The following is a 21338-nucleotide window of genomic DNA, read 5'->3' as shown; positions in this document are numbered from 1 at the left end:
GCGCGATTTTATCAGGCTTCAAGCCCAGCGGCCATCATCGGATCGAAAAGTGAGGATTAATCTGAGCAAAGGGTTGTTATCTGTCGCATAAAAAGTACAAATCAACTGGTTTTGATTCGCGTGTGTTGCGTACTAAAGTTCGACACGTGCGGGCTGATAGCCTTGCTGACGATAGCGAATAAAGTTTTGTCGGCTGATCTTCAGTAATTCAGGCTCTTGATTAACAATTTCAATCACGCGACTAAAACAGTCGAGATGGCTAGAGAGCTCACTGTGCAGATTAATCAAAATACCAGAGTTAAATACGGGTCGTTGATTAACCCCGAGGATAACGGGCGCTTGAGCAGACTCAGTGTAGGGTTCATGGGGGACAAAAGTATGACGACGAAAAGTCCAGAGTAACTCATCCAGTTCGCTTTGCTGCGCCGTATCAGTACAGCGGATAAACGTCATAAAGCCTGCACGCCAGGCTTTATGCGCCAACCGACAGGCCGCAGTTAAGCGGTCCGCCGGTTGAGTAGAGGGTAAAACGTAAAACTCTACTTTCACTGCACGCGATCCAATAGGTATTGGCTCAGTAAAGGTACCGGACGACCGGTTGCGCCTTTTTCTTTACCGCCGCTGATCCACGCCGTACCAGCAATATCCAAATGTGCCCATGGGTAGTCTTTAGTGAAGCGCGAGAGGAAGCAACCGGCAGTGATGGACCCAGCTTTAGGGCCACCAATATTGGCAATATCAGCAAAAGGACTGTCGAGTTGCTCTTGGTAATCATCAAATAAAGGTAACTCCCAAGCGACATCGCTGGCTTTTGTACCGGCGCTGAGTAGGCTTGCAACGAGCTCTGGGTTATTCCCCATCAAACCGCTGGTATTGCTGCCTAAAGCAACGATACAGGCACCGGTTAAGGTGGCGACGTTGACCACTGCTTGAGGGTTAAAACGTTTAACGTAGGTCAGTGCATCGCAGAGGACTAAACGGCCTTCAGCGTCGGTATTGAGAATTTCTACCGTCAGTCCGCTCATCGTGGTGACGATATCACCCGGACGAGTGGCGCCACCACTGGGCATATTTTCCGCACAGGTCAACACGCCAATCACGTTGATGGGCAGTTGCAGTTCGAGCAGTGTCTTAAAAGTACCGAGGACACTGGCGGCGCCGCCCATATCGTATTTCATTTCGTCCATGCCAGCACCAGGTTTGAGACTGATACCGCCGGAGTCAAAGGTAATGCCTTTGCCGACCAGTACATAAGGCTGCTGTGACTTATCAGCGCCTTGGTAGTTCATGATAATCATCCGCGGCGGTTGATCACTGCCTTGCGCCACGGCCAGTAGCGCACCGGCACCTAATGCTTTCAGTTGTTTTTCTTCGAGCACTTCAACGTCGAGTTTTTTGTGCTGTTTAGCCAGCTGTTTGGCTTGCTCCGCGAGGTAGCGAGGGTGACAGATATTGGGTGGCATATTGCCTAAGTCGCGGGTAAAAGCCATGCCAGCAGCAATTGCCTTGCCATGTTCGCAAGCGCTGCTTACTTGATTTTGTTGTTCTTTAGTGCTGACAAAAGTGATTTTTTTCAGCTGCGTGGCGGGCGCTTTCTCACTTTTGAATTGATCGAAGACATATAAGCCATCCGCCAAACATTCGCTGATTAGGCGCGTGCTGGCATAGGCATCACGATCTTTGATGGTCAGTTCAGCAAAGGCCAGGGCAGCATCTTTAATCGACAGACTTTTAAAAATATTTAATACAGAACTGATTAATTTGCGAACGCTGCGGTCAGAGAGGTGTTCGTCTTTACCGATGCCCACCAGAAGCACACGTTGTGCTTTAAGGTTGGCCAGGTTATGCAGCAGTAATGTTTGACCGAGCTTACCTTTAATATCACCTGCTTTTAGGTGAGCAGTGATCGCACCGGCGCAAAGGTTATCAATGAGCTGGCCTTGAGTGTCAAGTTGCAATTGTTCGTTAACGGTTAACACCAGTGCGCTGGTTTTTAGTGTTTCAACTGAACTGGATTTGACTAAAAAGTCCATTCTCAATGATCCTCAAGACAAAGATAGATAGATACAGGATAATACTGTTTGTTTGTGTCGCTGTGTATATACAGTGCCATACTGTATGCGATTAGTGTGAGCCGCGATAGGCGGTTTTGACAAGCTTGGAGCCTTTACTTGATAGTTTTTCGTTACCTTTCTCGAGAAGTATTACTGGCGGTGAGTGCCGTTAGTACGGTTCTGCTTGTGATTATTATGAGCGGACGTTTCATTAAATACTTAGCGCAAGCAGCGCAAGGTGTGCTCGACCCTGGCGTCTTGCTGATGATTATGGCGTATCGCATTCCAGGTTTTTTACAGCTGATTTTACCCTTGGGTCTGTTCTTGGGGATTTTGCTCGCCTATGGGCGTCTGTATCTTGAGAGTGAAATGACCGTGCTGACTGCCACCGGTATGAGTGAGCAGCGTTTGTTGTCTTACACAATGGTACCGGCATTATTAGTAGCGCTGGTGTGTGCTTGGCTCAGTTTTGTTCTAACCCCGCAAGGTGTGCAGAGTGTGGCGCAGATTTTAAATGAACAAGATGCGCTGACTGAGTTTGATACCTTGGTGCCAGGGCGCTTTCAGTCGATGCGGGGTGGTTCACGGGTGACTTACACGCAAGAGTTATCCAGTGGTCGCGATGAGTTGCAAGGTGTTTTTATTTCCGAGAAGCGTGAGCAACGTAACGCGTCCAGCGCAGAGAATGCAATTACCATGTTGGTCGCAAAAACCGGACGGCAAGAGTTACAACCCGATGGCAGTCGCTATTTAATTTTACAAGACGGTTATCGTTATGACGGTACGCCGGGTGAAGCTGACTACCGTGTTATTCATTACGAAACCTATGGTGTTTTGCTGCCTAAGCCTTCAGTCGAGGTGAGTGTGGGTGAGCGTGAAACCATGAGTACTGTCGAGTTGATAGGTAATCCAGATGTCAAAATGCAGTCTGAATTGCAGTGGCGCTTATCTTTTCCGATTTTGGTGTTAATTGTTACCTTGATTGCTGTGCCGTTATCACGGGTTAATCCAAGGCAAGGACGGTTTTTGAAGCTGTTGCCGGCTATTTTATTGTATATGGCCTATTTGTCGTTATTGGTGGCTGCACGCAGTGCTTTGGATAAAGGTACGTTGCCGATTGCCTTAGGTTTGTGGCCTGTACACGGATTGTTTTTATTGATTGGTTTACTGCTGGTGTATTGGCAGCCAATACAGTTACGTCTAGCGCAGTGGCGTGCAGAAAAGGAGACGCAACATGCGTAGGCTCGATCGGTATATTGGTAGCAGTGTGTTTTTAGCGATCATCGCGGTGTTGGGCGTGATCACTGCTTTGGCCTTATTGTTCGCCTTTATTGATGAACTCAATGATATTGGCGGGGCGTATAGCATCTGGGATGCGGCCAGTTATGTCGGTTTGACTGCACCGCGACGTATTTACGATATGTTGCCGATGGCCGCCTTGATTGGCTGCTTAGTGGGCTTGGGTACGCTGGCCAGTAACAGCGAGCTGACGGTGATTCGAGCTGCTGGAGTCTCTATTCGTCGAATTGTCTGGGCGGTGATGAAACCGATGCTGGTGTTGATGCTTATCGGCTTGTTGATTGGCGAGTATTTAGCGCCGTGGACATCCAGTATTGCGCAGGCCAATCGCTCCTTGGCGCAGTCTGTGGGCAAGGCACAAAGCTCGAAACACGGTTTATGGCATCGACAAGGAAATGAGTATATCCATGTCAATGCGGTGCAGCCGGGCGGCAAACTGATTGGCGTGACGCGCTATGAGTTCGATGCTGATCAGCGTCTATTGCGCTCAAGCTTTGCTCAGCAGGGTCTCTATCAAGACGGCTATTGGCAGCTTGAAGATATTGTTTATACCGAACTGCAGGAACGTAGCAGTCGTGTCAAGCAGGCTGCAAGTGAGCGTTGGGATGTAGAAATAAGTCCACAACTGCTCAATACCGTAGTGATGGAACCCGATAGTTTGCCGATTAGTGGATTATGGCAGTATGCCCATTATCTAAAAGAGCAGGGTTTAAATGCTAATAGCTATTGGCTAGCATTTTGGGTCAAAGTCTTACAGCCTTTAGTGACTGCAGCGCTGGTGCTGATGGCTATTTCTTTTGTCTTTGGTCCGCTGCGTTCAGTGACCTTAGGTCAGCGTGTGTTTACCGGTGTCGTGGTTGGTTTTGTCTTTCGTATTGCTCAAGATTTACTCGGTCCAGCCAGTTTAGTCTTTGGTTTTTCTCCTATTGTAGCAGTTGCTTTACCGGCCTTAATTTGTGCCAGCTTTGGTTTTTGGTTGTTACGCAGGGCAGGCTAAAGGCTTAAATATCGTCTGGATGATTGCCAATTGTAGACGGCGTGGTTAAAGTGTTGCCCCGTTTTATCTGTCGGGTCGACACTTATCATGACACCACTTGAAAGCTATCAGAAAGATTTACAGCGCGCTGATTTTTTCCGCGATGCTGCACAAGAAAATGCCGTGCGCCATTTACAACGTCTTTATGATGATTTAGTGGCCGGGGCACCAACGAATGGTCTGTTTGGTCGCTTGTTGGGGAAAAAATCAGTACAGCCCATTAAAGGCCTGTATTTCTGGGGTGGTGTGGGCCGCGGTAAGACCTATCTAGTCGATACTTTTTTCGATGCATTACCCTTTGAACAGAAAATGCGTACGCACTTTCACCGCTTTATGAAGCGCGTGCATGAAGAGTTGCGCACCCTCGAGGGTGAAAAAAACCCTTTGGTTATTGTGGCTCAGCGCTTTGCTAAAGAAGCACGAGTGATCTGTTTTGATGAGTTTTTTGTTACTGATATCACCGATGCGATGATTTTAGCCGGCTTGCTGGAAGAGTTGTTTAAAAACGGTGTCAGTCTGGTGGCTACCTCGAATATTGTGCCTGATGGTCTCTATAAAGATGGTCTGCAACGCGCACGCTTTTTGCCGGCCATTGCTTTACTAAAACAGTTTACCGAAGTGGTCAACGTTGACAGTGGCATTGACTACCGTTTACGTGCCTTGGAGCAGGCTGAGCTGTATCACTACCCACTCAGTGACGCTGTTGAGCAAGAGCTGGATAAGAGTTTTCGCAGTCTCTTGTTAGAGAACTGTAAAATTCTTGAAAATGAGCCATTGACCGTTGAAAATCGTACCATTGTTGCGCGTAAAATCGGTAATGATGTGGCTTGGTTTGATTTTCGCGCTTTGTGCGATGGCCCGCGCAGTCAGAATGACTATATTGAACTGGGCAAAATTTACAGTGCGGTGATTTTGTCCAATGTTGAGCAAATGCATACCGGCAATGAAGATATTGCGCGACGTTTTATTAACTTGGTCGATGAGTTTTACGATCGCAGCATCAAGTTGATTATTTCTGCAGAAGTGCCGTTAAAAGATTTATATGTCGGTAATCGCTTGCAGTTTGAGTTTCAGCGCACTTTAAGCCGCTTGTTAGAAATGCAATCGCATGAATTTTTAGCGCGACCGCATAAATTCTAGTGGTGTATGCTGCTGTGCACCGATAACTACAATAAGAGCAGAAGCAATGAAACGGGCGACTCAATCCGATCTGCTATTGATTGTGGTGACGCTGATTGCGGCAATCAGCTGGATGTTTTCTAAAGAAGCCATTGCCTTAATGCCGCCACTGCTTTTTATGGGGTTGCGCTTTTTACTGGCTGCGGCTTTTTTAGCCTGTATTGGTAGTCGACAGCTACGCCAACTCACCCGTGAGCATATTGTACGCAGCGCGCGTGTCGGTATCGTGTTTGGTGTGGCGATGCTGTTCTGGGTGTTGGGCCTGGCGCATAGCGAGACGATGGGCGAGGGTGCATTTTTAACCAGCTTAGGTGTGCTGTTGGTTCCTATTGTCGCCCGCGTTTTTTTTGCCGAACCAATGCCGCGTAGTACCTGGTTAGCCTTACCCGTTGCTCTGCTGGGTATGTTGCTCTTGTCGTTAGCTCATGGCTTTAGCATCAGTTGGGGACAAGGGTTTTATTTGATTGCAGCCGTAGGTCTGGCGGTTTTTTTTACTTTAAACACCCGCGCAGCCACAGTGTCAGTGCGCAAAGCCTCACACCGACAGACGGCCGCTGAACTTAGCGCTGTCGATTCTTTAGCGCTGACTATCATTACTCTAACCTCTGTCGGTCTGGTGACCTTATTGGTGTCATTGCTGATTGAACCTTGGGATAGCACGGCGGTGCAGTGGTCACCGGCCTTGTTTGCTTGGTTATTGGCCAGTGCCTTAATCGGTACAGCAGCACGATTTTGGTTGCAAACTTACGCGCAAAGTTTAACCACACAAACCAGTGGCGCGGTGATGTTGATCCTTGAGCCGATTTGGGTGGCGTTATTTGCGGCACTATGGTTTACAGAAAGCCTTTTGCTTTTACAATGGATAGGCTGTCTGATGATATTTCTAGCGCTGTTAGTGAATCGTTGGCAAGTTTTGCGTTCTATTCTCACTCGGCGTGGCCTTTAAACGTAAACGTATTGAGTTATCTGTCCATGGCGCAAGGGTTAAATAGCTGTTGCTGCTAGACTGTGGCGACAAGAAGCGGTTGCCGTGAAGGCACAGGCTGTTTAAGGTAGGCACTTTGCTGGGTTTAGTCGTTTTAGAGAGAATAAAAATGCGATTTTTTATAGGCATGGTTGCCGTACTAGTAGCTTTTGTAACGGTCACTGCTAATGCAGAGTCAGTGGCGGGTTTATACCAAGTCCGTGAAGAATTGGACAGCCAAGAAAGTGAAATGCGTGATGCTGGTTTGCAACAGGCTTTTGCCACCTTAGTACAGCGTTTAACCGGGACAGCCGATGCTGCACAGTCACCGCAACTGGCTGAGTATCGTGCTGATCCGCAATCGCTGATCAGTCGCTATGGTTACGAGGGTAATACACTTATTGTTAGTTTCGACCCGCAGAGTGTGCAGTCCGCTCTGCGTGAGGCACACTTACCGATTTGGGGCAGTAACCGGCCAATGGTGCTTGCTTGGTGGTTGGTGGAGGACCTACAAGGCACGCGATTAATCAGTGATGGACAGCCGGGCACAGAAGAGTTCTATAGTGCTGCACGGTATTATGGTGTACCGGCGCGTATGCCTTTAGGCGATTTAGACGAGCAGTTATTAGTCACTGCTGATGCGTTGGACAACAGTGAGCAGATTCTTGAGTCAGCTGAGCGCTATAACGCGGATGTTGTGGTGATTGTTCAGCAACAGCTTGACGGTGAGACGTTGCATGCACAATGGCAGTTGTGGGTTGGCGATGAGCAGCAACAAGGGCAAGTCAGTGCCGATAGCCAGTCAGCCGTGGCTCGCGATGTCTTTGCTCAAGTCAATCAACGTTTAGCTCAGCGTTTTGCAATTAAGCCCGGCCAAGGTGAGTCGTTAATCGTGCAAGTGTCCGGTGTTGATTTAGAGCGCTTTGTTTTAGTGGAGCGCTTGTTAGAGCCTTTTGCTGCGCAGCTGCAGAGAGTGAGTGATGACTCTGCACAGTGGTCGATGCGCAGCACAGTTGAGCACGTACGCGCACAGCTGGCTTTGGGGCATTTACAAGAACAAAGTGCACCGCCGCCCGCGCAAGAGATCAGTGTAGACGACGTAACAATGGCACAGACGAGTGCTTTGACTAAAGCTCAAGCAGACACTCAAACTCTGTATTTCAGTTGGTAATCATCGAGACCACAGACTATGGCACAAAACCTTAAAAGTTGGTTACTGCTTGCGGTGCTCGGCCTGGTGTTGCTGACGTTCTATCAGCTGCTGCCCATTCTTACGCCGTTTCTGGTCAGTATTTTGCTGGCTTATATGGGCGACCCTATTGTCGACTTTTTAGAGCGCCATAAGTTTTCCCGCACGTGGGGGGTGATCTTAGTCTTTGTCCTGCTCAGTTTGATTGTGCTGATATTGCTCTTGGTATTGGTGCCGATGATTGGTCGGCAGTTGGTCAGTCTCTATGAGCTCACCCCGCAGCTCATAGATTGGTTGCAGGGCAGCGTTGTGCCTTGGTTGCAAGCGCAGCTGGGCATTAATGCTGATGCCAGTAGCTTGAATAAAGTTAAAGAATTGTTTAGTGATAATATTGGTAAAACTACCGACTTTGCCCAGCTGTTGCTCAGTCAGGCGACTGCTTCTGGTTTGGCTTTTTTAGGCTGGCTGGCTAATATGCTGCTGATTCCGGTGGTGACCTTTTACTTGCTGCGAGATTGGGATGGCTTAGTGGCTAAACTACGCGGTTTGTTACCACGGAAAAAAGAAGCGACCACTGTACAGTTGATTGCTGAATGCCATGAAGTACTGGGTGCCTTTATGCGTGGCCAGCTGCTGGTGATGCTCGCGTTAGGTATCGTTTATGCCGTTGGCTTAATGGCGCTTGGTTTAGAGTTAGGCTTACTGATTGGCTTGCTGGCAGGACTGGCCAGCTTGGTGCCTTATATGGGCTTTGCGGTAGGTATTACTGCAGCCTTGATGGCAGGTCTATTCCAGTTTGGTATAGACCTGTATCCGCTACTTGGCATCGTAGTCGTGTTTAGTGTCGGTCAGTTACTGGAAGGGATGTTGTTAACACCTTTATTGGTGGGTGACCGCATTGGTTTGCATCCGGTTGCAGTAATTTTTGCAATCTTAGCTGGTGGTCAGTTGTTTGGCTTTACTGGTGTCCTGCTGGCGCTACCGGTGGCAGCAGTGATTATGGTTTTGCTCAGACATCTGCATGAGCAGTATAAAGAATCGAATATGTATGGGCAGCCAAGTGAGAGTAGCGCGCCCGTTCATCCTAATCAGGTTGAGCAGACAGTAGTCTGTGATCAGTCTATAAATGAGTCGATATGAAACCCACCCAACTATCACTGGGCATGCGTCTGCGCGATGATGCGACCTTTGCCAATTATTATCCCGGCGCCAATGCGGTGACTTTAGGCTATGTCGAACATGCCTGTGAAGCAGAAGATCAGTGGATGGATGGTGTGCTGTATATCTGGGGTGGCGCAGGAGTCGGGCGCAGTCACTTATTGCAGGCGGCCTGTTTGCGTGTTGAGGAGCGTGGTGGGCGTGCGTTGTATTTGCCCTTGGCCGATCTTGTCGAGCATGGTCCGCAGTTACTGGATAATGTTGAATTCTGCGATTTGGTCTGTCTGGATGATCTGCAGGCAGTACTGGGCCAGCCGCACTGGGAAGAAGCGCTGTTTCATGCCTTTAATCGGATGCGTGATGCCGGTAAACAGCTATTGATTGCCGCGGATGCCGCACCGCGTAAATTAGACATTAAGCTGCCTGATTTACAGTCACGCTTAAGCTTAGCGCTGGTGTTCCAGCTGCATGAGCTCAGTGATGATGATAAATTACGTGCTTTACAGTTACGCGCTTCGCGTCGCGGCTTACAGTTACCCGATGATGTTGGACGGTTTATCTTAGCGCGCTCGGTGCGCAGTATGACTGTGTTATTTGACACCTTAGAGCAACTGGATCGCGCTTCCTTGCAAGCGCAGCGTAAGCTGACCATTCCTTTCTTGAAGGAAGCGTTGGGCTGGTAGCCATTCAGTGGCTGCATATCTGTTAAAGTTCGCAGTCCATTATTGAGAATTGAAATTCATGAGTACAGAACAACAGAGTGCCAGTACCTCTGGGGTGAAAATTTATTTGCGCTTGTTGGGTTATATCAAACCCTACATCGGCATGTTTATCATCAGTATTATCGGCTTTTTGATCTTTGCCTCAACCTCGCCAATGCTCGGTTATGTGTTGAAGTACTTTGTCGATGGTTTAGCCAATCCTGATGCGGTGCTGTTTCCGAATATCCCCTGGCTGGCTGATGTGCGTTTATTGCAGGCTGTACCTTTACTGATTGTCATCATTGCGTTGTGGCAAGGGATCGGTTCGTTTTTAGGTAACTTTTATCTGGCCAAGGTCTCTTTAGGTTTGGTGCATGATCTGCGTGTACAGCTGTTTAATAATTTACTGACTTTGCCCAACCGCTATTTTGACAATAACAACTCTGGCCACTTAATCTCGCGCATTACTTATAACGTCACCATGGTGACTGGCGCTGCAACTGATGCGGTGAAAGTGATAGTTCGTGAAGGCATGACCGTAGTGTTCTTGTTCTGCACTTTGTTGTGGATGAACTGGAAATTAACCTTGGTGATGGTCGCTATCCTGCCGATTATTGCCTTAATGGTCAGCAGTACCAGTAAGAAATTCCGTAAGCAAAGTAAAAAGATTCAAGTGGCAATGGGCGATGTCACGCATGTCGCTTCAGAAACTATTCAAAATTACCGTGTGGTACGCAGCTTTGGTGGCGAGCGTTACGAGCAGTCGCGTTTTTTACAATCCAGTAGCAGCAATACCGACAAACAACTGCGCATGATTAAGACTAATGCGGTGTATACGCCGTCGCTGCAGTTGGTGATTTACTCAGCGATGTCGGTGTTACTGTTTTTAGTGTTGCTGCTGCGAGGTGATTCGTCGCCGGGTGATCTGGTGGCTTACATTACTTTAGCCGGATTATTGCCTAAGCCCATTCGTCAGTTGTCTGAAGTCAGTTCAACCATCCAAAAAGGTGTGTCAGGCGCAGAAAGTATTTTTGAACAATTGGATGAAGAGCCAGAAAACGATTGTGGTCGCCGCGAATTGACACAGATTGACGGAAAGCTGGAAGTACGCGACCTGTCTTTTACCTACCCCAACACTGCAGCACCCGTGCTACAAAACATCAGTTTTACTGCGGAAAAAGGGCAGATGGTGGCTTTAGTTGGACGTTCAGGCAGTGGTAAATCGACCTTAGCCAACTTGATTCCGCGTTTTTATGAGCACCAGCAGGGTCAGATTTTGCTGGATGGTATAGCGATTGAAACCTTTACCTTAGCTAACTTGCGCCGTCATATGGCTTTAGTGACGCAGCAGGTGTCGTTGTTTAATGACTCTGTTGCAAAAAATATTGCCTATGGTGATCTCGCTGATGCCTCTTTGGATGAGATTAAAGTAGCTGCTGAAGCGGCCTATGCTGCTGAGTTTATTGAGCGTATGCCGCTGGGTTATGACACCTTGGTCGGCGAAAATGGTGTGTTGCTATCCGGTGGCCAGCGTCAGCGCTTAGCCATTGCTCGAGCGTTGTTAAAGAATGCGCCGCTATTGATTCTCGATGAGGCGACCTCGGCTTTAGATACTGAGTCGGAGCGTCATATTCAGGCCGCTTTAGATCATGCGGTACAAGGCCGCACCACTATCGTGATTGCCCACCGTTTATCGACCATCGAAAAAGCAGATTTGATTTTAGTGATGGATCAAGGGCGCATTGTTGAGCGTGGTAATCACAAGGAACTGCTGGCGCAAAAAGGTTATTACAGCCGTTTACATGCGACTCAGTTTCAAGAGCTAGATCCCGCGCAGGAGACTGAGGCATGAGTGCTACAACGACTTACCAGTTAAGCGATTTGCTGTATTTGATGGCGCGCTTACGTGATCCAGAAGGTGGTTGCCCATGGGACTTACAGCAAGACTTTGCCAGCATCGTGCCGCACACCCTTGAAGAGGCCTATGAAGTCGCGGATGCGATTGAGCGTGAGGATTTTACTCATCTGCCCAGTGAGTTAGGTGATCTACTGTTTCAAGTGGTGTATTACAGCCAACTGGGTGATGAACAGCAGTTGTTTGACTTCTCTACGGTAGTGCATAGCATTACCGAAAAACTGGTGCGTCGGCATCCACATGTGTTTGCTGATGGCCAGTTATATGGCGCAGTGCAAGCCTCGGGTGTCAACACTGAGCAGATTAAAGAGCGCTGGGAGGAGATTAAGCAACAAGAGCGTGTTGAGCAGGCTGAGCCTGAGCAAACCGTCAGCGCCTTGGCCGATATTCCACTGAATATGCCAGCATTAAGTCGCGCACTGAAAATCCAAAAGCGTGCTTCAAATGTAGGTTTTGACTGGAGCAGTTTGCCGCCAGTGCTGGATAAAGTCAGCGAAGAATTGCAAGAAGTGCGCGAGGCGATTGTCAGTGGCGAACACGCTGCTATCAGTGAAGAGCTGGGTGATTTATTGTTTGCCACGGTCAATGTTGCACGGCATTTAAATATCAACCCAGAAACTGCATTGCGTGCGGCTAATATTAAATTTGCTCAGCGTTTACAGCATGTTGAGCAGCAGACCCAAGAGCTGGGTGTGTCGATCAGTGATTGTACAGAGGCGCACTTAGACGCCTTATGGAACGTAGCTAAACAGGCGCTGAGCAAGCCGCAATAATCGCGGTGGTGAGCGTGCTGTGTTTTTTTAAATGATTAAAGACAGGTTTAGAATCACATGAGTTTATCTTTGCGCGATCAAATGCTTAAAGCCGGACTGGTCAATGAGAAACAAGCCAAGCAGGCGGGTAAAGAGCAAAAAAGACAACAACGCCTTGAGAAAAAAGGTGCGGTTGAAATAGATGACAGCCAGCGTCAAGCCGCTTTAAAAGCTATGGCTGAAAAGCAGCAACGCGATCAAGAGCTCAATCGTGAGCAGCAAGAGAAAGTTGAGCGTAAAGCCTTTGTTGCGCAAATTCGTCAACTGATTGAAGGTTCACGTTTGCCTAAGTTAGACAGCGAAGACTATTACAACTTTGTTGATCATAAAAAAGTGAAGCGTATTGCCGTCAACGATATGGTACGCAATAAACTCAGCAGTGGCAGCTTAGCCATTGTCAAGCATGGCGGTGGCTATGAAATTATTCCTCGTGATGTCGCGTTGAAAATTCAAGAGCGTGATGAGCGTCGTATTGTCTTGCTCAATGTGGCGAGTGAAGACGTCAGCGAAGATGATCCGTATGCGGCGTATCAAATTCCTGATGACTTAATGTGGTAAGTTTGGATAAGCAATAAGCCACAGGCGCAGATTTCTTTGGGACTGCGCCTGTTTTTTTTGCAGTATCACAGCGGTATCCGTACCGGGTTTTAGCGCGCTTTACGCAGCCAATACAAAGCGCTCAACTTGAGTGCAATTGGCACGCCAGCATACATCCATAATAAGCCTTGTAAACTCAGCGCACTGTGTTGCTCCCAGCCGAGCCAGCCCAGCATGGGTAGTGCTAAACCCACCGCCAATGCTAAGGAAAGTTTAGTCAGCATGCCCCATACGGCAAATAATAAACCGCTGATACTGCCATTTTTATCTGATAAGTCTTGGGCAATATCGGCTTGAATTGAAGAGGGCAGAGCGACATCGGCCGCTACACTTAAGCCTGAGAATAGACAGATCGCAGCAAAGCCCCAAAGATTGCCCGGCGCGATGCTAAATACCCAAATGAAGCTTAAGCAGGCGCTGATCATTGAAAGACGCCAAGCGGAGTATTTGCCGATTTTTTTTGATAACCACACCCAGAGTGGTAAGGCCAAGATGCCGCTAAGAAAAAAGCCTAACAGCAGTAGACCCATATAATCATTCAGCTGTAAAACGTGCTCAACAAATAATAAAAATAAGGTCGCAGGTAGGGCGTTGGCTAAACTATTAAGGCCATACGCTGGCAGCAAAGTACGGCTGCTGTGATCAGTGCAAATTAAGCGCCAAGTTGTAGCGCTCAATAAAGCATGTGTCTGTCGCACGGATTGATGCTGGATCAGACGTAAGCGCCATAGCATTAACGCCAGAGAGAGGGTCAGGCTGATACTGACTAACGGATACAGCATGCTAAATAGCTGGCGGTAATCTTGGCTGTTATCGAGTAAAAATGGCAGCACTAACACAGTGATGACACCAACCACAGCAAAGCCTTCGCGGGTTGCGGTGTAGTGGGTCTTTATATGAGCAACAGCACTGACTTCAGCGCTGAGGGCTTGATAGGGGATCATCATTAAAGTCCAGGCTAAATACACCCACATAGCCCATACCAATAGATGTACAGCACTGGCCTGTGCTGGCAGGAGTAATTGCCAGAGGCCAAAGAGTAGTAATAACCAACCCAGCACTATCAACAGGTAGCGCCCACGGCGTCCGCTGTAGTCACACAGCCAGCCGACGACCGGATCAGTAAAGATATCACTGATGCGCGCCAGTAGCAGCATGCTGCCGACGACAGCCAGCTGCAATCCCATCTGATGGTAATAGGTCGGCAAATACACATACAGAGGAATGCCCAGCATTGCCAGCGGCCAAGATACCAGTCCATAAATAAGCGGCTGACTGCAGGCGCGGTACTTGCTCATCAGCAGCTCAGACGTTTATTGATCAGAGCAATTACACGACCAAGTAATGGTACTTTTGCGTACACATATTCACCGCTATCCCAGTAATCAATGTGGCTGCAAACTTGGCCTTGTGGATTGATTTCAATTTTGCTGACACCTTGAATCAGCTGGCTATCACCCTTTTCTTTTAGTTTAAAAGTGAATTGCCATTCTAGAAAACCGCTGTGCAGGTTGCCGGCAAGATCAATAATATGAAACTGTGGTTCGAGTAAGGTCGCAAACATATGCTGGAAAATATGTTGCAGATGCGGCAGACCACGAACGGCGTTGAACGGATCTTTAAAGTACACATCGCTACTAAAAACCTGTAAGAACTCCTCTTCAACTGTTTGTCTGCTTAAGGATTCAAAGAGTTTTTTATACGTCTCCAGTACCTGATCAATATTCGACATGACTAAGTCCTTAACATCTTTCGAGTCAGTGCTAATGACCATGAGTAGGGCATAAATCTAAGTAGGCTGAGCACCATACGTAAATGCCAAGGAAAACAAATTTCAAACGCTGTGCTGTGATCTAGCGCTTTGGCAATCTGTTGTGCTGCTTGTTCGGGTTCGAGTAGGCCTGGCATAGCAAAAGCGTTTTTTTCCGTCAGGCGTGTACGTACAAAGCCATGGTTAATAATTTGCAGTTGAATATTTTGCTCAGCAAGCTCGGGCTGCAAGGCTTGAGCTAAATTGACCAGCGCGGCTTTCGGTGCTGAATAACCACCGCCATAGGGCAAACCAAAATACGAAGCGAGGCTGGCATTCCAAACCCAACGGCCATGGCCTTGAGTATTAAAATGTTGTTGTAACGGTAGTATCAATGCAACTACCCCCAGATAATTAGTTTGATTCATCTTTAAAAAATCGGACAAATTCCACTGCGCAGCGGTCATGGGGTGATAGGTGCCAACATTGTAAAACCAGATGTCCAGCCCATCGAATATTGACCACGCCTGTTCTGCTTGTTCTGCGCAGCCTTGTGCATCAGCTACATCAATATTTAAGCATTGCAACTGCTCGCCATAGCGTTGCTTCAGCATCACTAAGTCTGCTGATGACTCCGTGTGTCGCGCCGAAGCAATTACTCGATGGCCTTGTCCAAGCCAGATTTTTACCAGCTCTAAACCGATGCCTTGTGACGCGCCGACCAACCAAATACGTTGTGAAATATTTTTTTTCATAGGATTACCTTGTGCAGGCGTATAGCTTGTGTATAAATAATATATAACAAATTCGCGCAAGGTGTCAGGAAAATGTTCGACCCTCATCAAAGATACAAAGTGGCAGTGATTGGCAGTGGTATCAGCGGCACCAGCAGTGCGTGGTTTCTGAGCCAAAAACATGACGTCACTTTATTTGAGAAAAATTCAAGTTTGGGTGGGCACACCAATACCATTGATGTCACGTTGCGCGGTGGCGAACAGATTCCTGTGGATACAGGTTTTATTGTCTATAACGAGCCGAACTATCCTTTGCTTAAAGCTATGTTTGCGCATTTACACGTTGCTACGCATCCGACTGATATGAGCTTTGCAGTATCGATTGATCAAGGTCGATTGGAGTATGCGGGTAATAATCTCAATACTTTGTTTGCGCAGCGCAAGAACTTATTTTCACCGCGACATTGGCGCATGATTGCCGATATTCTGCGTTTTAATAAATTGGCTAAAGTCGATCTTGTACAAGGTTTATCCGAACAATTAACGCTTGGTGACTACTTGCTTAAAAATGGTTTTGGCCAAGCCATGCAGCAGGATTATTTGTTACCTATGGCCGCGGCAATTTGGTCATGCCCAACCGGCACCATGCTGAAGTTTCCGGCGCAAAGTTTTTTACAGTTTTTTGCCAATCATGGCTTACTCAACGTCAATGAGCGGCCGCAATGGCGCACGGTAATCAATGGTGCTCGCACCTATTTAGAGAAAATTCTCGCACTCAAAACCTTTGCTGTGTATCAGCATGGCGTGACCGGTGTAACGGTGAGTGAGACGCCAGAACAGACCGTTCTTTTACGTACTAGTGATGGTCAAAATCATGCTTTTGATCAGGTTATATTTGCCTGCCATGCGGATGAGGCGTATGCCTTACTCAATGATCAGCACTTTGCTCTATTGAAGAGTTTTACCTATCAACACAACCAAGCGTGGTTGCATACCGATATCACACAAATGCCAGGTAAAAAACGTGCTTGGGCATCTTGGAACTACCTCAGTGGCGAAAATTACCGTGCCGAACGCGCAGTAGCTGTCAGTTACTGGATGAATGCGTTGCAGCCGCTCAATACCTCAGAAGATATCTTCGTTACGCTCAACCCTATTGTTACGCCGCGTGCTGATTGTGTGCTTAAAACTATTGATTACCAGCATCCTGTCTTTGATACCCAAGCCATTCAAGCGCAGGCGCAATTACCCAGTATTCAAGGGCTAAAAAGCTGTTGGTTCGCTGGCGCTTACACCGGGTATGGGTTCCATGAAGATGGTTTAGCCAGTGCTGTTCGTGTCGCTAAGCTGTGGCAGGTTGCTTTGCCGTGGGAGGCATCATGAGCTCAACACTCTACATAGGACAGGTCGCCCATGCGCGCCGGCAACCGGTTGAGTATCGTTTTGCCTATCGTACTTTGAGTATCAAAGTGGATCTGGACTGTATTACAGAAGAAACGCAAAAACTGCGCTGGCTCAGTCTCAATCGATTTAACTTAGTCAGTCTGAATTATAAAGACCACGGCCCGCGCGATGGCACCCCTTGGCGGCAGTGGGTGGATAACTTTCTGGGTCTGTACGGTATTGCTCGCCCGGCGCGGGTAGAACTGATCTGTTATCCACGCATTCTTGGTTACAGCTTTAACCCGCTGTCAATGTGGTACGCCTATAACGCCGAAAATCAGCTGGTAGCGATTATTGCTGAGGTCAGTAACACTTTTGGGCAGTGGCATCACTATGTACTCAAGCTGTCTGCTAGCAACCTCAACAGTTTCCAAGCTGAGGCTGAGAAGGTGTTCCATGTCTCGCCCTTTATCGAGATGGATGCACGTTACCATTTTCGTTTTGGTCTACCGCTGGACAAGGTGTTTACCAGTATTCGTGAAACACGCCAAGACGTTGAGTTTTTTACCGCGAGTGAAGCGGGACGAGTGCTTGATCTGACGGATCGACACTTACTGAAACAGGTTGGTTTCGCACCGTTAAGCATGCTCAAAGTGATTGCTCTGATTCATTGGTGGGCATTAAAAATCGTCCTCAAAGGTGGCAGGTTTCACCGCACGCCTAAGCATTTAGAAAGTATTCAATACAGTCATTCGGAGATGGAATCATGTTAATGCGTGCGCATATATGGCTGCTGGGTTTATTCCATGCGCCTAAGTTAGCGGCTTGGTTGCTTAAATACCTGCCTTTTGAACGTATTGAGTATGGCTCGCTGACGGTGAGCATTGGCGGGCAAGAGCGTCGTTTTAGTGGCAAAAAATCGGGTGTGCATGCTGAGCTTATTATCAAGCAACCGTTAAAATTTATTTGGCTATTTAGCAGTCAAGGAGAGCTAGGTTTTGCCAAAGCCTATGCTGATCAGCTGATTGATACACCATGTCTGTACACCTTGTTGCGCTTAGGTGCGGCCAATGAACAGGCACTGAGTGATACGCGTCTGGGCTTTAATTGGTTTTATCTACGCTTTTTAAAACGTCATCGTGACAATCACAACTCGATTGAAAACAGTCGTGAAAATATCAGTGCACATTATGATTTAGGGAATGATTTTTACACGCTCTGGCTGGATCAAACCATGAGTTATTCCAGTGCGCTATTTACTCAGCGCGAGCAATCGATGGAACGGGCCCAAACCAATAAATATCAACGTATTTTAGCGGAGTTGGACTGGCAGACCGGTGATCACATTTTAGAGATTGGCTGCGGCTGGGGGGGGTTTGCTGAGCAGGCTGCTGAGCAAGGTTGCCAAGTGAGCGGTATTACCTTGTCTTGCGAGCAATTGGAGTTTGCTAATCAGCGTCTGCAGCGTCAGGGCTTAGCCGAGCAAGCGCAACTGAGTTTAATGGATTACCGTCACCAGCAAGGTCAATTTGATCATATTGTCAGCATTGAGATGTTTGAGGCGGTGGGCAAAGAGTATTGGCATGATTACTTTAACCAGCTGAAACGCTTACTTAAAACCGACGGTAAAGCTGTGTTGCAAATTATCACGATTGAAGATGCACGCGCTGAGCGTTATCAAAATGATGTTGATTTTATTCAAATGTTTATTTTCCCCGGTGGTCTGTTGCCGTCCAAGCAACAGCTGCATCAGCTGGCGCAGGAACATGGTTTTAAAATCAGCAATGAACTGTCCTTTGGGCACGATTATGCACGCACTTTACAGCTCTGGCAGCAGGCCTTTGCCGCCCAGTCTGAACAACTATTAAAGCTCGGTTATGACCAGCGTTTTCAACGAATTTGGCGTTATTACCTCGATTATTGCCGTGTCGGCTTTGAAACCCAATCCACCGATGTCGTGCAATTGACTTTGGAGCATGCGTAATGAGTATTCGTAACTATCTATTGGCGATATGCAGCGTCATGCTGCTGGCCGGTTGTAGCTCGCCTAAGGTGCAAGATTATGCGCACACTGAGCCAAAACTCGATTTGTTTAATTACTTTGCTGGAGAAACCCAAGCCTATGGCCAGTTTCAAGACCGTTCTGGCGCAGTAAAACGCCGCTTTACGGTGGATATTACCGGCACGATTGAAGGTGATGTGCTGACTCTCGATGAGCGCTTTCTGTATGACGACGGTGAAAAAGAACAGCGCGTTTGGGTGATTAAGCGCTTGGCAAATAATCAATATAGCGGTACTGCTGGTGATGTGATTGGTGAAGCGAAAGGGCACAGTGCTGGATCAGTATTTAACTGGCGCTACACCTTAGATTTGCCCTACAAAGACAGTAGCATCCATGTGAAATTTGATGACTGGATGTTTTTACAAGCGGATGGCGTCATGCTCAATCGCGCGCAAGTCACTAAATGGGGCTTTAACGTGGGTGAAGTGACATTGTTTTTTAGCAAGGCACAGCCGTGAGGATACTGTGCTGCTTTATTTTGTTAGCGCTGCCCACTATGGCCAGTGCTGACTTGACTCAAGTGGGACAAGGTGAGGCGCGTTGGGGACCGTTTAAAGTCTACTCAGCAACGTTTTTCACTCCCGCAGGTGTAACTTTAGAAGAGGCTTTATCTGAACAAACCCCGGCACGCTTAGAGCTGTGCTACGCCCGCTCGCTGACTGTAGAAAATTTTGTTGAAGGCGCGCAACAAGCCTTGCCTGAGAGCGTATCCGCTGAGTTGCAGCAAGCAGTGAATCGTTTACATGCTGCTTATCAACCGGTCAAGCAAGGTGATTGCTACCAGTTGGATTTTCAGCCAGAACAGGGCACAGGTTTATTGCTGAATGGTCGTGAGTTGGTGAGGATTAAGACAGTCAAGTTTAAGGCGCTGTATTTCGGTATTTGGCTCGGTGATAGCCCCTTGTCTGTACAACTTAAACGCGATTTAACGGAAAAATTACATCGATAAACGGCTAAAACATCGCCAAGATTACAGCTGAACGATACAATTGTTGGCTGCTGCATATGTTATGTATATGATTTACTATTAAAAAACCTTATTGAGAATGATGTCCCATGAGTGATGCAATCGACCAAAACGCACTGTACCCCATCCGCGAAGTGGCTCGGTTGACTGGGGTAAACCCTATTACTCTGCGCGCTTGGGAGCGCCGCTACCAATTGATTGAACCGGTACGTACCGAGTCAGGACACCGCCTTTACAGTCAAGAGCATATTGATTTCCTTCACGAAACGTTACGCTTGATGGCGGAAGGTGTGCCGATCAGTCGTATTAAGGCGGTGATCAGTGAGTCACCACCGCGTGCCGCACAGGTGTCGGCCTTAGTTTCGGAGAATGATAGTAGCCAACTGCTTGAGAAAATTCGCTTGGCTGCAAGCCAGTTGCAAGTACAGGTGTTGGAACGCCAGTTAGATCGTTTATTCGCGGATTACAGTCTTAATCCTATGCGCGCACTGTTGGCTGATATTGAGCAGCAATTGCAGCAGCAAAAAAATCATGATGTCGCTTTAGCATTTTGGCGTAGCACTCTGACTCGCCGCTTACAGGTACGTTTACATGCTTTGTATAGCCAGCAAGTTTTACCTAGCAAACGTATTGTTATTCAAAAAGCAGCACAAACACCGGAGTACTTAGCAAAGCTAGTGGCATTGTTTTGCTTTGAACAAGGCTATCAGCCGCTTGAGTTTGATCAATCGATGACACTTGAACCTTTGCTGGATGCGGCTAGACCGTTTGCAATCCAAGCGGTGTTATTTATTGATGATAGTGTAACAGCTACGACACAGTGGACTGCGAGCTTCAAAAAGTACGCTGCGCTGCGTACTTGGGTATTTGGCAGTGACGCGTTGGCTGAGTTGCAGCCACCCAGTGTCAACTGCGAACTGCGGGTATGTTCGCAGTGGTTTGCCCCACTAAATTTATGATTGAGTGGCGAGCTGTTCTGTCAACTGTTGGATAGTTTCGCGTGCAACGTCCAGTTCTAAAGCCAGCTCAACTTGCGTCGTAACATCTTTTTGAATACCGATGTAGTAGGTAATTTGCTCTACTTCATCATAGAAAGGCGTGACGCTTAGCTCGTTCCAAAATACTGAACCATCTTTACGGTAGTTTTTCAGTACGGTGCGTACCGGCGCTTGATCATTAATGGCATGACGGATAACTGTCACCGCATCTAGATTAGTCTCTTCACCCTGCAAAAAACGGCAGTCTTGATATAGGATTTCATCCGCGCTATAGCCGGTTAATCGCTCAAACGCTGGATTGACGTAAACTAGGATGGTGTCGTCGCCTTCTTTCTCTGCAACAACGATACCGTCTTGAGCAGACTCGACCAGCTGCAATAAAATTTCATGGCGTAAATTAAATCGTTTCATGGGATGCCTTATCAGATCGTTGCCGCATTCTAGCAAGCTGCATCACTGTTTCAATAAGAAGTTGCAGTCGATGCGCGGTGAAAAATACTTGTACACAATTTAATGCTACTTAAAAATCTTGCAACAAGC

At 47.6% G+C, this 21338-nt stretch carries 22 protein-coding genes; 16 read left to right on the top strand and 6 right to left on the bottom strand.

The genetic code is table 11. From position 1 onward, the window contains the following. Positions 1–132: 132 nt before the first annotated feature. Both JYJ62_RS02980 and JYJ62_RS02975 read right to left on the bottom strand, forming a co-directional pair. Positions 133–549, bottom strand: coding sequence for a DNA polymerase III subunit chi (locus JYJ62_RS02980; RefSeq protein WP_205340687.1), 417 nt, complete (start codon positions 547–549; stop codon positions 133–135). Beyond that, positions 546–2033, bottom strand: coding sequence for a leucyl aminopeptidase (locus JYJ62_RS02975; protein WP_205340686.1), 1488 nt, complete (start codon positions 2031–2033; stop codon positions 546–548). The genes JYJ62_RS02980 and JYJ62_RS02975 overlap by 4 nt, the downstream gene beginning before the upstream one ends. 138 nt (positions 2034–2171) lie before the next feature. On the opposite strand from JYJ62_RS02975, the gene lptF reads away from it, so the two are divergent. The 10 genes from lptF to JYJ62_RS02925 all read left to right on the top strand — a co-directional run bounded on the left by lptF (position 2172) and on the right by JYJ62_RS02925 (position 12865). Then, positions 2172–3296, top strand: coding sequence for an LPS export ABC transporter permease LptF (gene lptF / locus JYJ62_RS02970; RefSeq protein ID WP_205340685.1), 1125 nt, complete (start codon positions 2172–2174; stop codon positions 3294–3296). Then, positions 3289–4350, top strand: coding sequence for an LPS export ABC transporter permease LptG (gene lptG, locus JYJ62_RS02965; RefSeq protein ID WP_205340684.1), 1062 nt, complete (start codon positions 3289–3291; stop codon positions 4348–4350). Before lptF ends, lptG begins: the two co-directional genes overlap by 8 nt. A gap of 87 nt (positions 4351–4437) precedes the next feature. Further along, positions 4438–5529: a cell division protein ZapE gene (gene zapE, locus JYJ62_RS02960; protein ID WP_205340683.1), complete on the top strand. Its 1092-nt coding sequence runs from the start codon at positions 4438–4440 to the stop codon at positions 5527–5529. A gap of 46 nt (positions 5530–5575) precedes the next feature. Then, positions 5576–6514, top strand: a complete 939-nt coding sequence (locus JYJ62_RS02955) for a DMT family transporter (protein WP_205340682.1) — start codon at positions 5576–5578, stop codon at positions 6512–6514. Between the two features lie 148 nt (positions 6515–6662). Then, complete coding sequence (locus tag JYJ62_RS02950) at positions 6663–7703, top strand: DUF2066 domain-containing protein (protein WP_205340681.1); 1041 nt, start codon at positions 6663–6665, stop codon at positions 7701–7703. Positions 7704–7721: 18 nt separating this feature from the next. Next, positions 7722–8861 (top strand): AI-2E family transporter, encoded by a 1140-nt coding sequence (locus JYJ62_RS02945; protein ID WP_205340680.1) that lies wholly within the window; start codon positions 7722–7724, stop codon positions 8859–8861. Continuing rightward, positions 8858–9562, top strand: coding sequence for a DnaA regulatory inactivator Hda (gene hda / locus JYJ62_RS02940; RefSeq protein WP_205340679.1), 705 nt, complete (start codon positions 8858–8860; stop codon positions 9560–9562). The genes JYJ62_RS02945 and hda overlap by 4 nt, the downstream gene beginning before the upstream one ends. A 58-nt stretch (positions 9563–9620) precedes the next feature. Further along, on the top strand, positions 9621–11432 hold the full coding sequence (gene msbA, locus JYJ62_RS02935) for a lipid A export permease/ATP-binding protein MsbA (RefSeq protein ID WP_205340678.1): 1812 nt from the start codon (positions 9621–9623) through the stop codon (positions 11430–11432). Next, positions 11429–12268 (top strand): nucleoside triphosphate pyrophosphohydrolase, encoded by an 840-nt coding sequence (mazG, locus tag JYJ62_RS02930; protein WP_205340677.1) that lies wholly within the window; start codon positions 11429–11431, stop codon positions 12266–12268. Before msbA ends, mazG begins: the two co-directional genes overlap by 4 nt. Before the next feature lie 57 nt (positions 12269–12325). After that, positions 12326–12865, top strand: coding sequence for a DUF2058 domain-containing protein (locus tag JYJ62_RS02925; protein ID WP_205340676.1), 540 nt, complete (start codon positions 12326–12328; stop codon positions 12863–12865). Positions 12866–12954: 89 nt separating this feature from the next. Here the strand turns inward: JYJ62_RS02925 and JYJ62_RS02920 are convergent, their stop codons facing one another. Genes JYJ62_RS02920 through JYJ62_RS02910 form a run of 3 tightly spaced genes read right to left on the bottom strand, consistent with a single transcriptional unit; the run spans position 12955 to position 15409 of the window. Beyond that, positions 12955–14202, bottom strand: a complete 1248-nt coding sequence (locus tag JYJ62_RS02920; protein WP_205340675.1) for an MFS transporter — start codon at positions 14200–14202, stop codon at positions 12955–12957. Then, positions 14202–14636 carry a nuclear transport factor 2 family protein gene (locus JYJ62_RS02915; RefSeq protein ID WP_205340674.1) on the bottom strand — a complete coding sequence of 145 codons (435 nt, stop codon included), beginning with the start codon at positions 14634–14636 and terminating at the stop codon, positions 14202–14204. The genes JYJ62_RS02920 and JYJ62_RS02915 overlap by 1 nt, the downstream gene beginning before the upstream one ends. 2 nt (positions 14637–14638) lie before the next feature. Further along, positions 14639–15409 carry an SDR family NAD(P)-dependent oxidoreductase gene (locus JYJ62_RS02910; RefSeq protein WP_205340673.1) on the bottom strand — a complete coding sequence of 257 codons (771 nt, stop codon included), beginning with the start codon at positions 15407–15409 and terminating at the stop codon, positions 14639–14641. 72 nt (positions 15410–15481) lie between these two features. On the opposite strand from JYJ62_RS02910, the gene JYJ62_RS02905 reads away from it, so the two are divergent. From JYJ62_RS02905 to JYJ62_RS02880, 6 genes are all read left to right on the top strand, one after another. Continuing rightward, positions 15482–16771: an NAD(P)/FAD-dependent oxidoreductase gene (locus JYJ62_RS02905; protein ID WP_205340672.1), complete on the top strand. Its 1290-nt coding sequence runs from the start codon at positions 15482–15484 to the stop codon at positions 16769–16771. Next, positions 16768–17544 carry a DUF1365 domain-containing protein gene (locus JYJ62_RS02900; protein ID WP_205340671.1) on the top strand — a complete coding sequence of 259 codons (777 nt, stop codon included), beginning with the start codon at positions 16768–16770 and terminating at the stop codon, positions 17542–17544. The genes JYJ62_RS02905 and JYJ62_RS02900 overlap by 4 nt, the downstream gene beginning before the upstream one ends. Beyond that, positions 17544–18755 (top strand): SAM-dependent methyltransferase, encoded by a 1212-nt coding sequence (locus JYJ62_RS02895; RefSeq protein WP_205340670.1) that lies wholly within the window; start codon positions 17544–17546, stop codon positions 18753–18755. Before JYJ62_RS02900 ends, JYJ62_RS02895 begins: the two co-directional genes overlap by 1 nt. Further along, positions 18755–19291 carry a DUF3833 domain-containing protein gene (locus tag JYJ62_RS02890; RefSeq protein WP_232365696.1) on the top strand — a complete coding sequence of 179 codons (537 nt, stop codon included), beginning with the start codon at positions 18755–18757 and terminating at the stop codon, positions 19289–19291. Before JYJ62_RS02895 ends, JYJ62_RS02890 begins: the two co-directional genes overlap by 1 nt. A gap of 38 nt (positions 19292–19329) precedes the next feature. Further along, positions 19330–19782, top strand: a complete 453-nt coding sequence (locus JYJ62_RS02885; protein ID WP_205340669.1) for a chalcone isomerase family protein — start codon at positions 19330–19332, stop codon at positions 19780–19782. Positions 19783–19889: 107 nt separating this feature from the next. Beyond that, positions 19890–20759 (top strand): MerR family transcriptional regulator, encoded by an 870-nt coding sequence (locus JYJ62_RS02880; protein WP_205340668.1) that lies wholly within the window; start codon positions 19890–19892, stop codon positions 20757–20759. Here the strand turns inward: JYJ62_RS02880 and JYJ62_RS02875 are convergent. Next, positions 20754–21209, bottom strand: coding sequence for a PAS domain S-box protein (locus tag JYJ62_RS02875; RefSeq protein WP_205340667.1), 456 nt, complete (start codon positions 21207–21209; stop codon positions 20754–20756). The genes JYJ62_RS02880 and JYJ62_RS02875 overlap by 6 nt on opposite strands. Positions 21210–21338 lie beyond the last annotated feature (129 nt).

Origin of the sequence: Denitrificimonas caeni (assembly GCF_905120345.1) — a bacterium.
GTDB lineage: Bacteria > Pseudomonadota > Gammaproteobacteria > Pseudomonadales > Pseudomonadaceae > Denitrificimonas > Denitrificimonas caeni_A.
The sequence above is the reverse complement of the archived record's forward strand: the minus strand, read 5'-3'. Positions and strand labels throughout refer to the sequence as shown.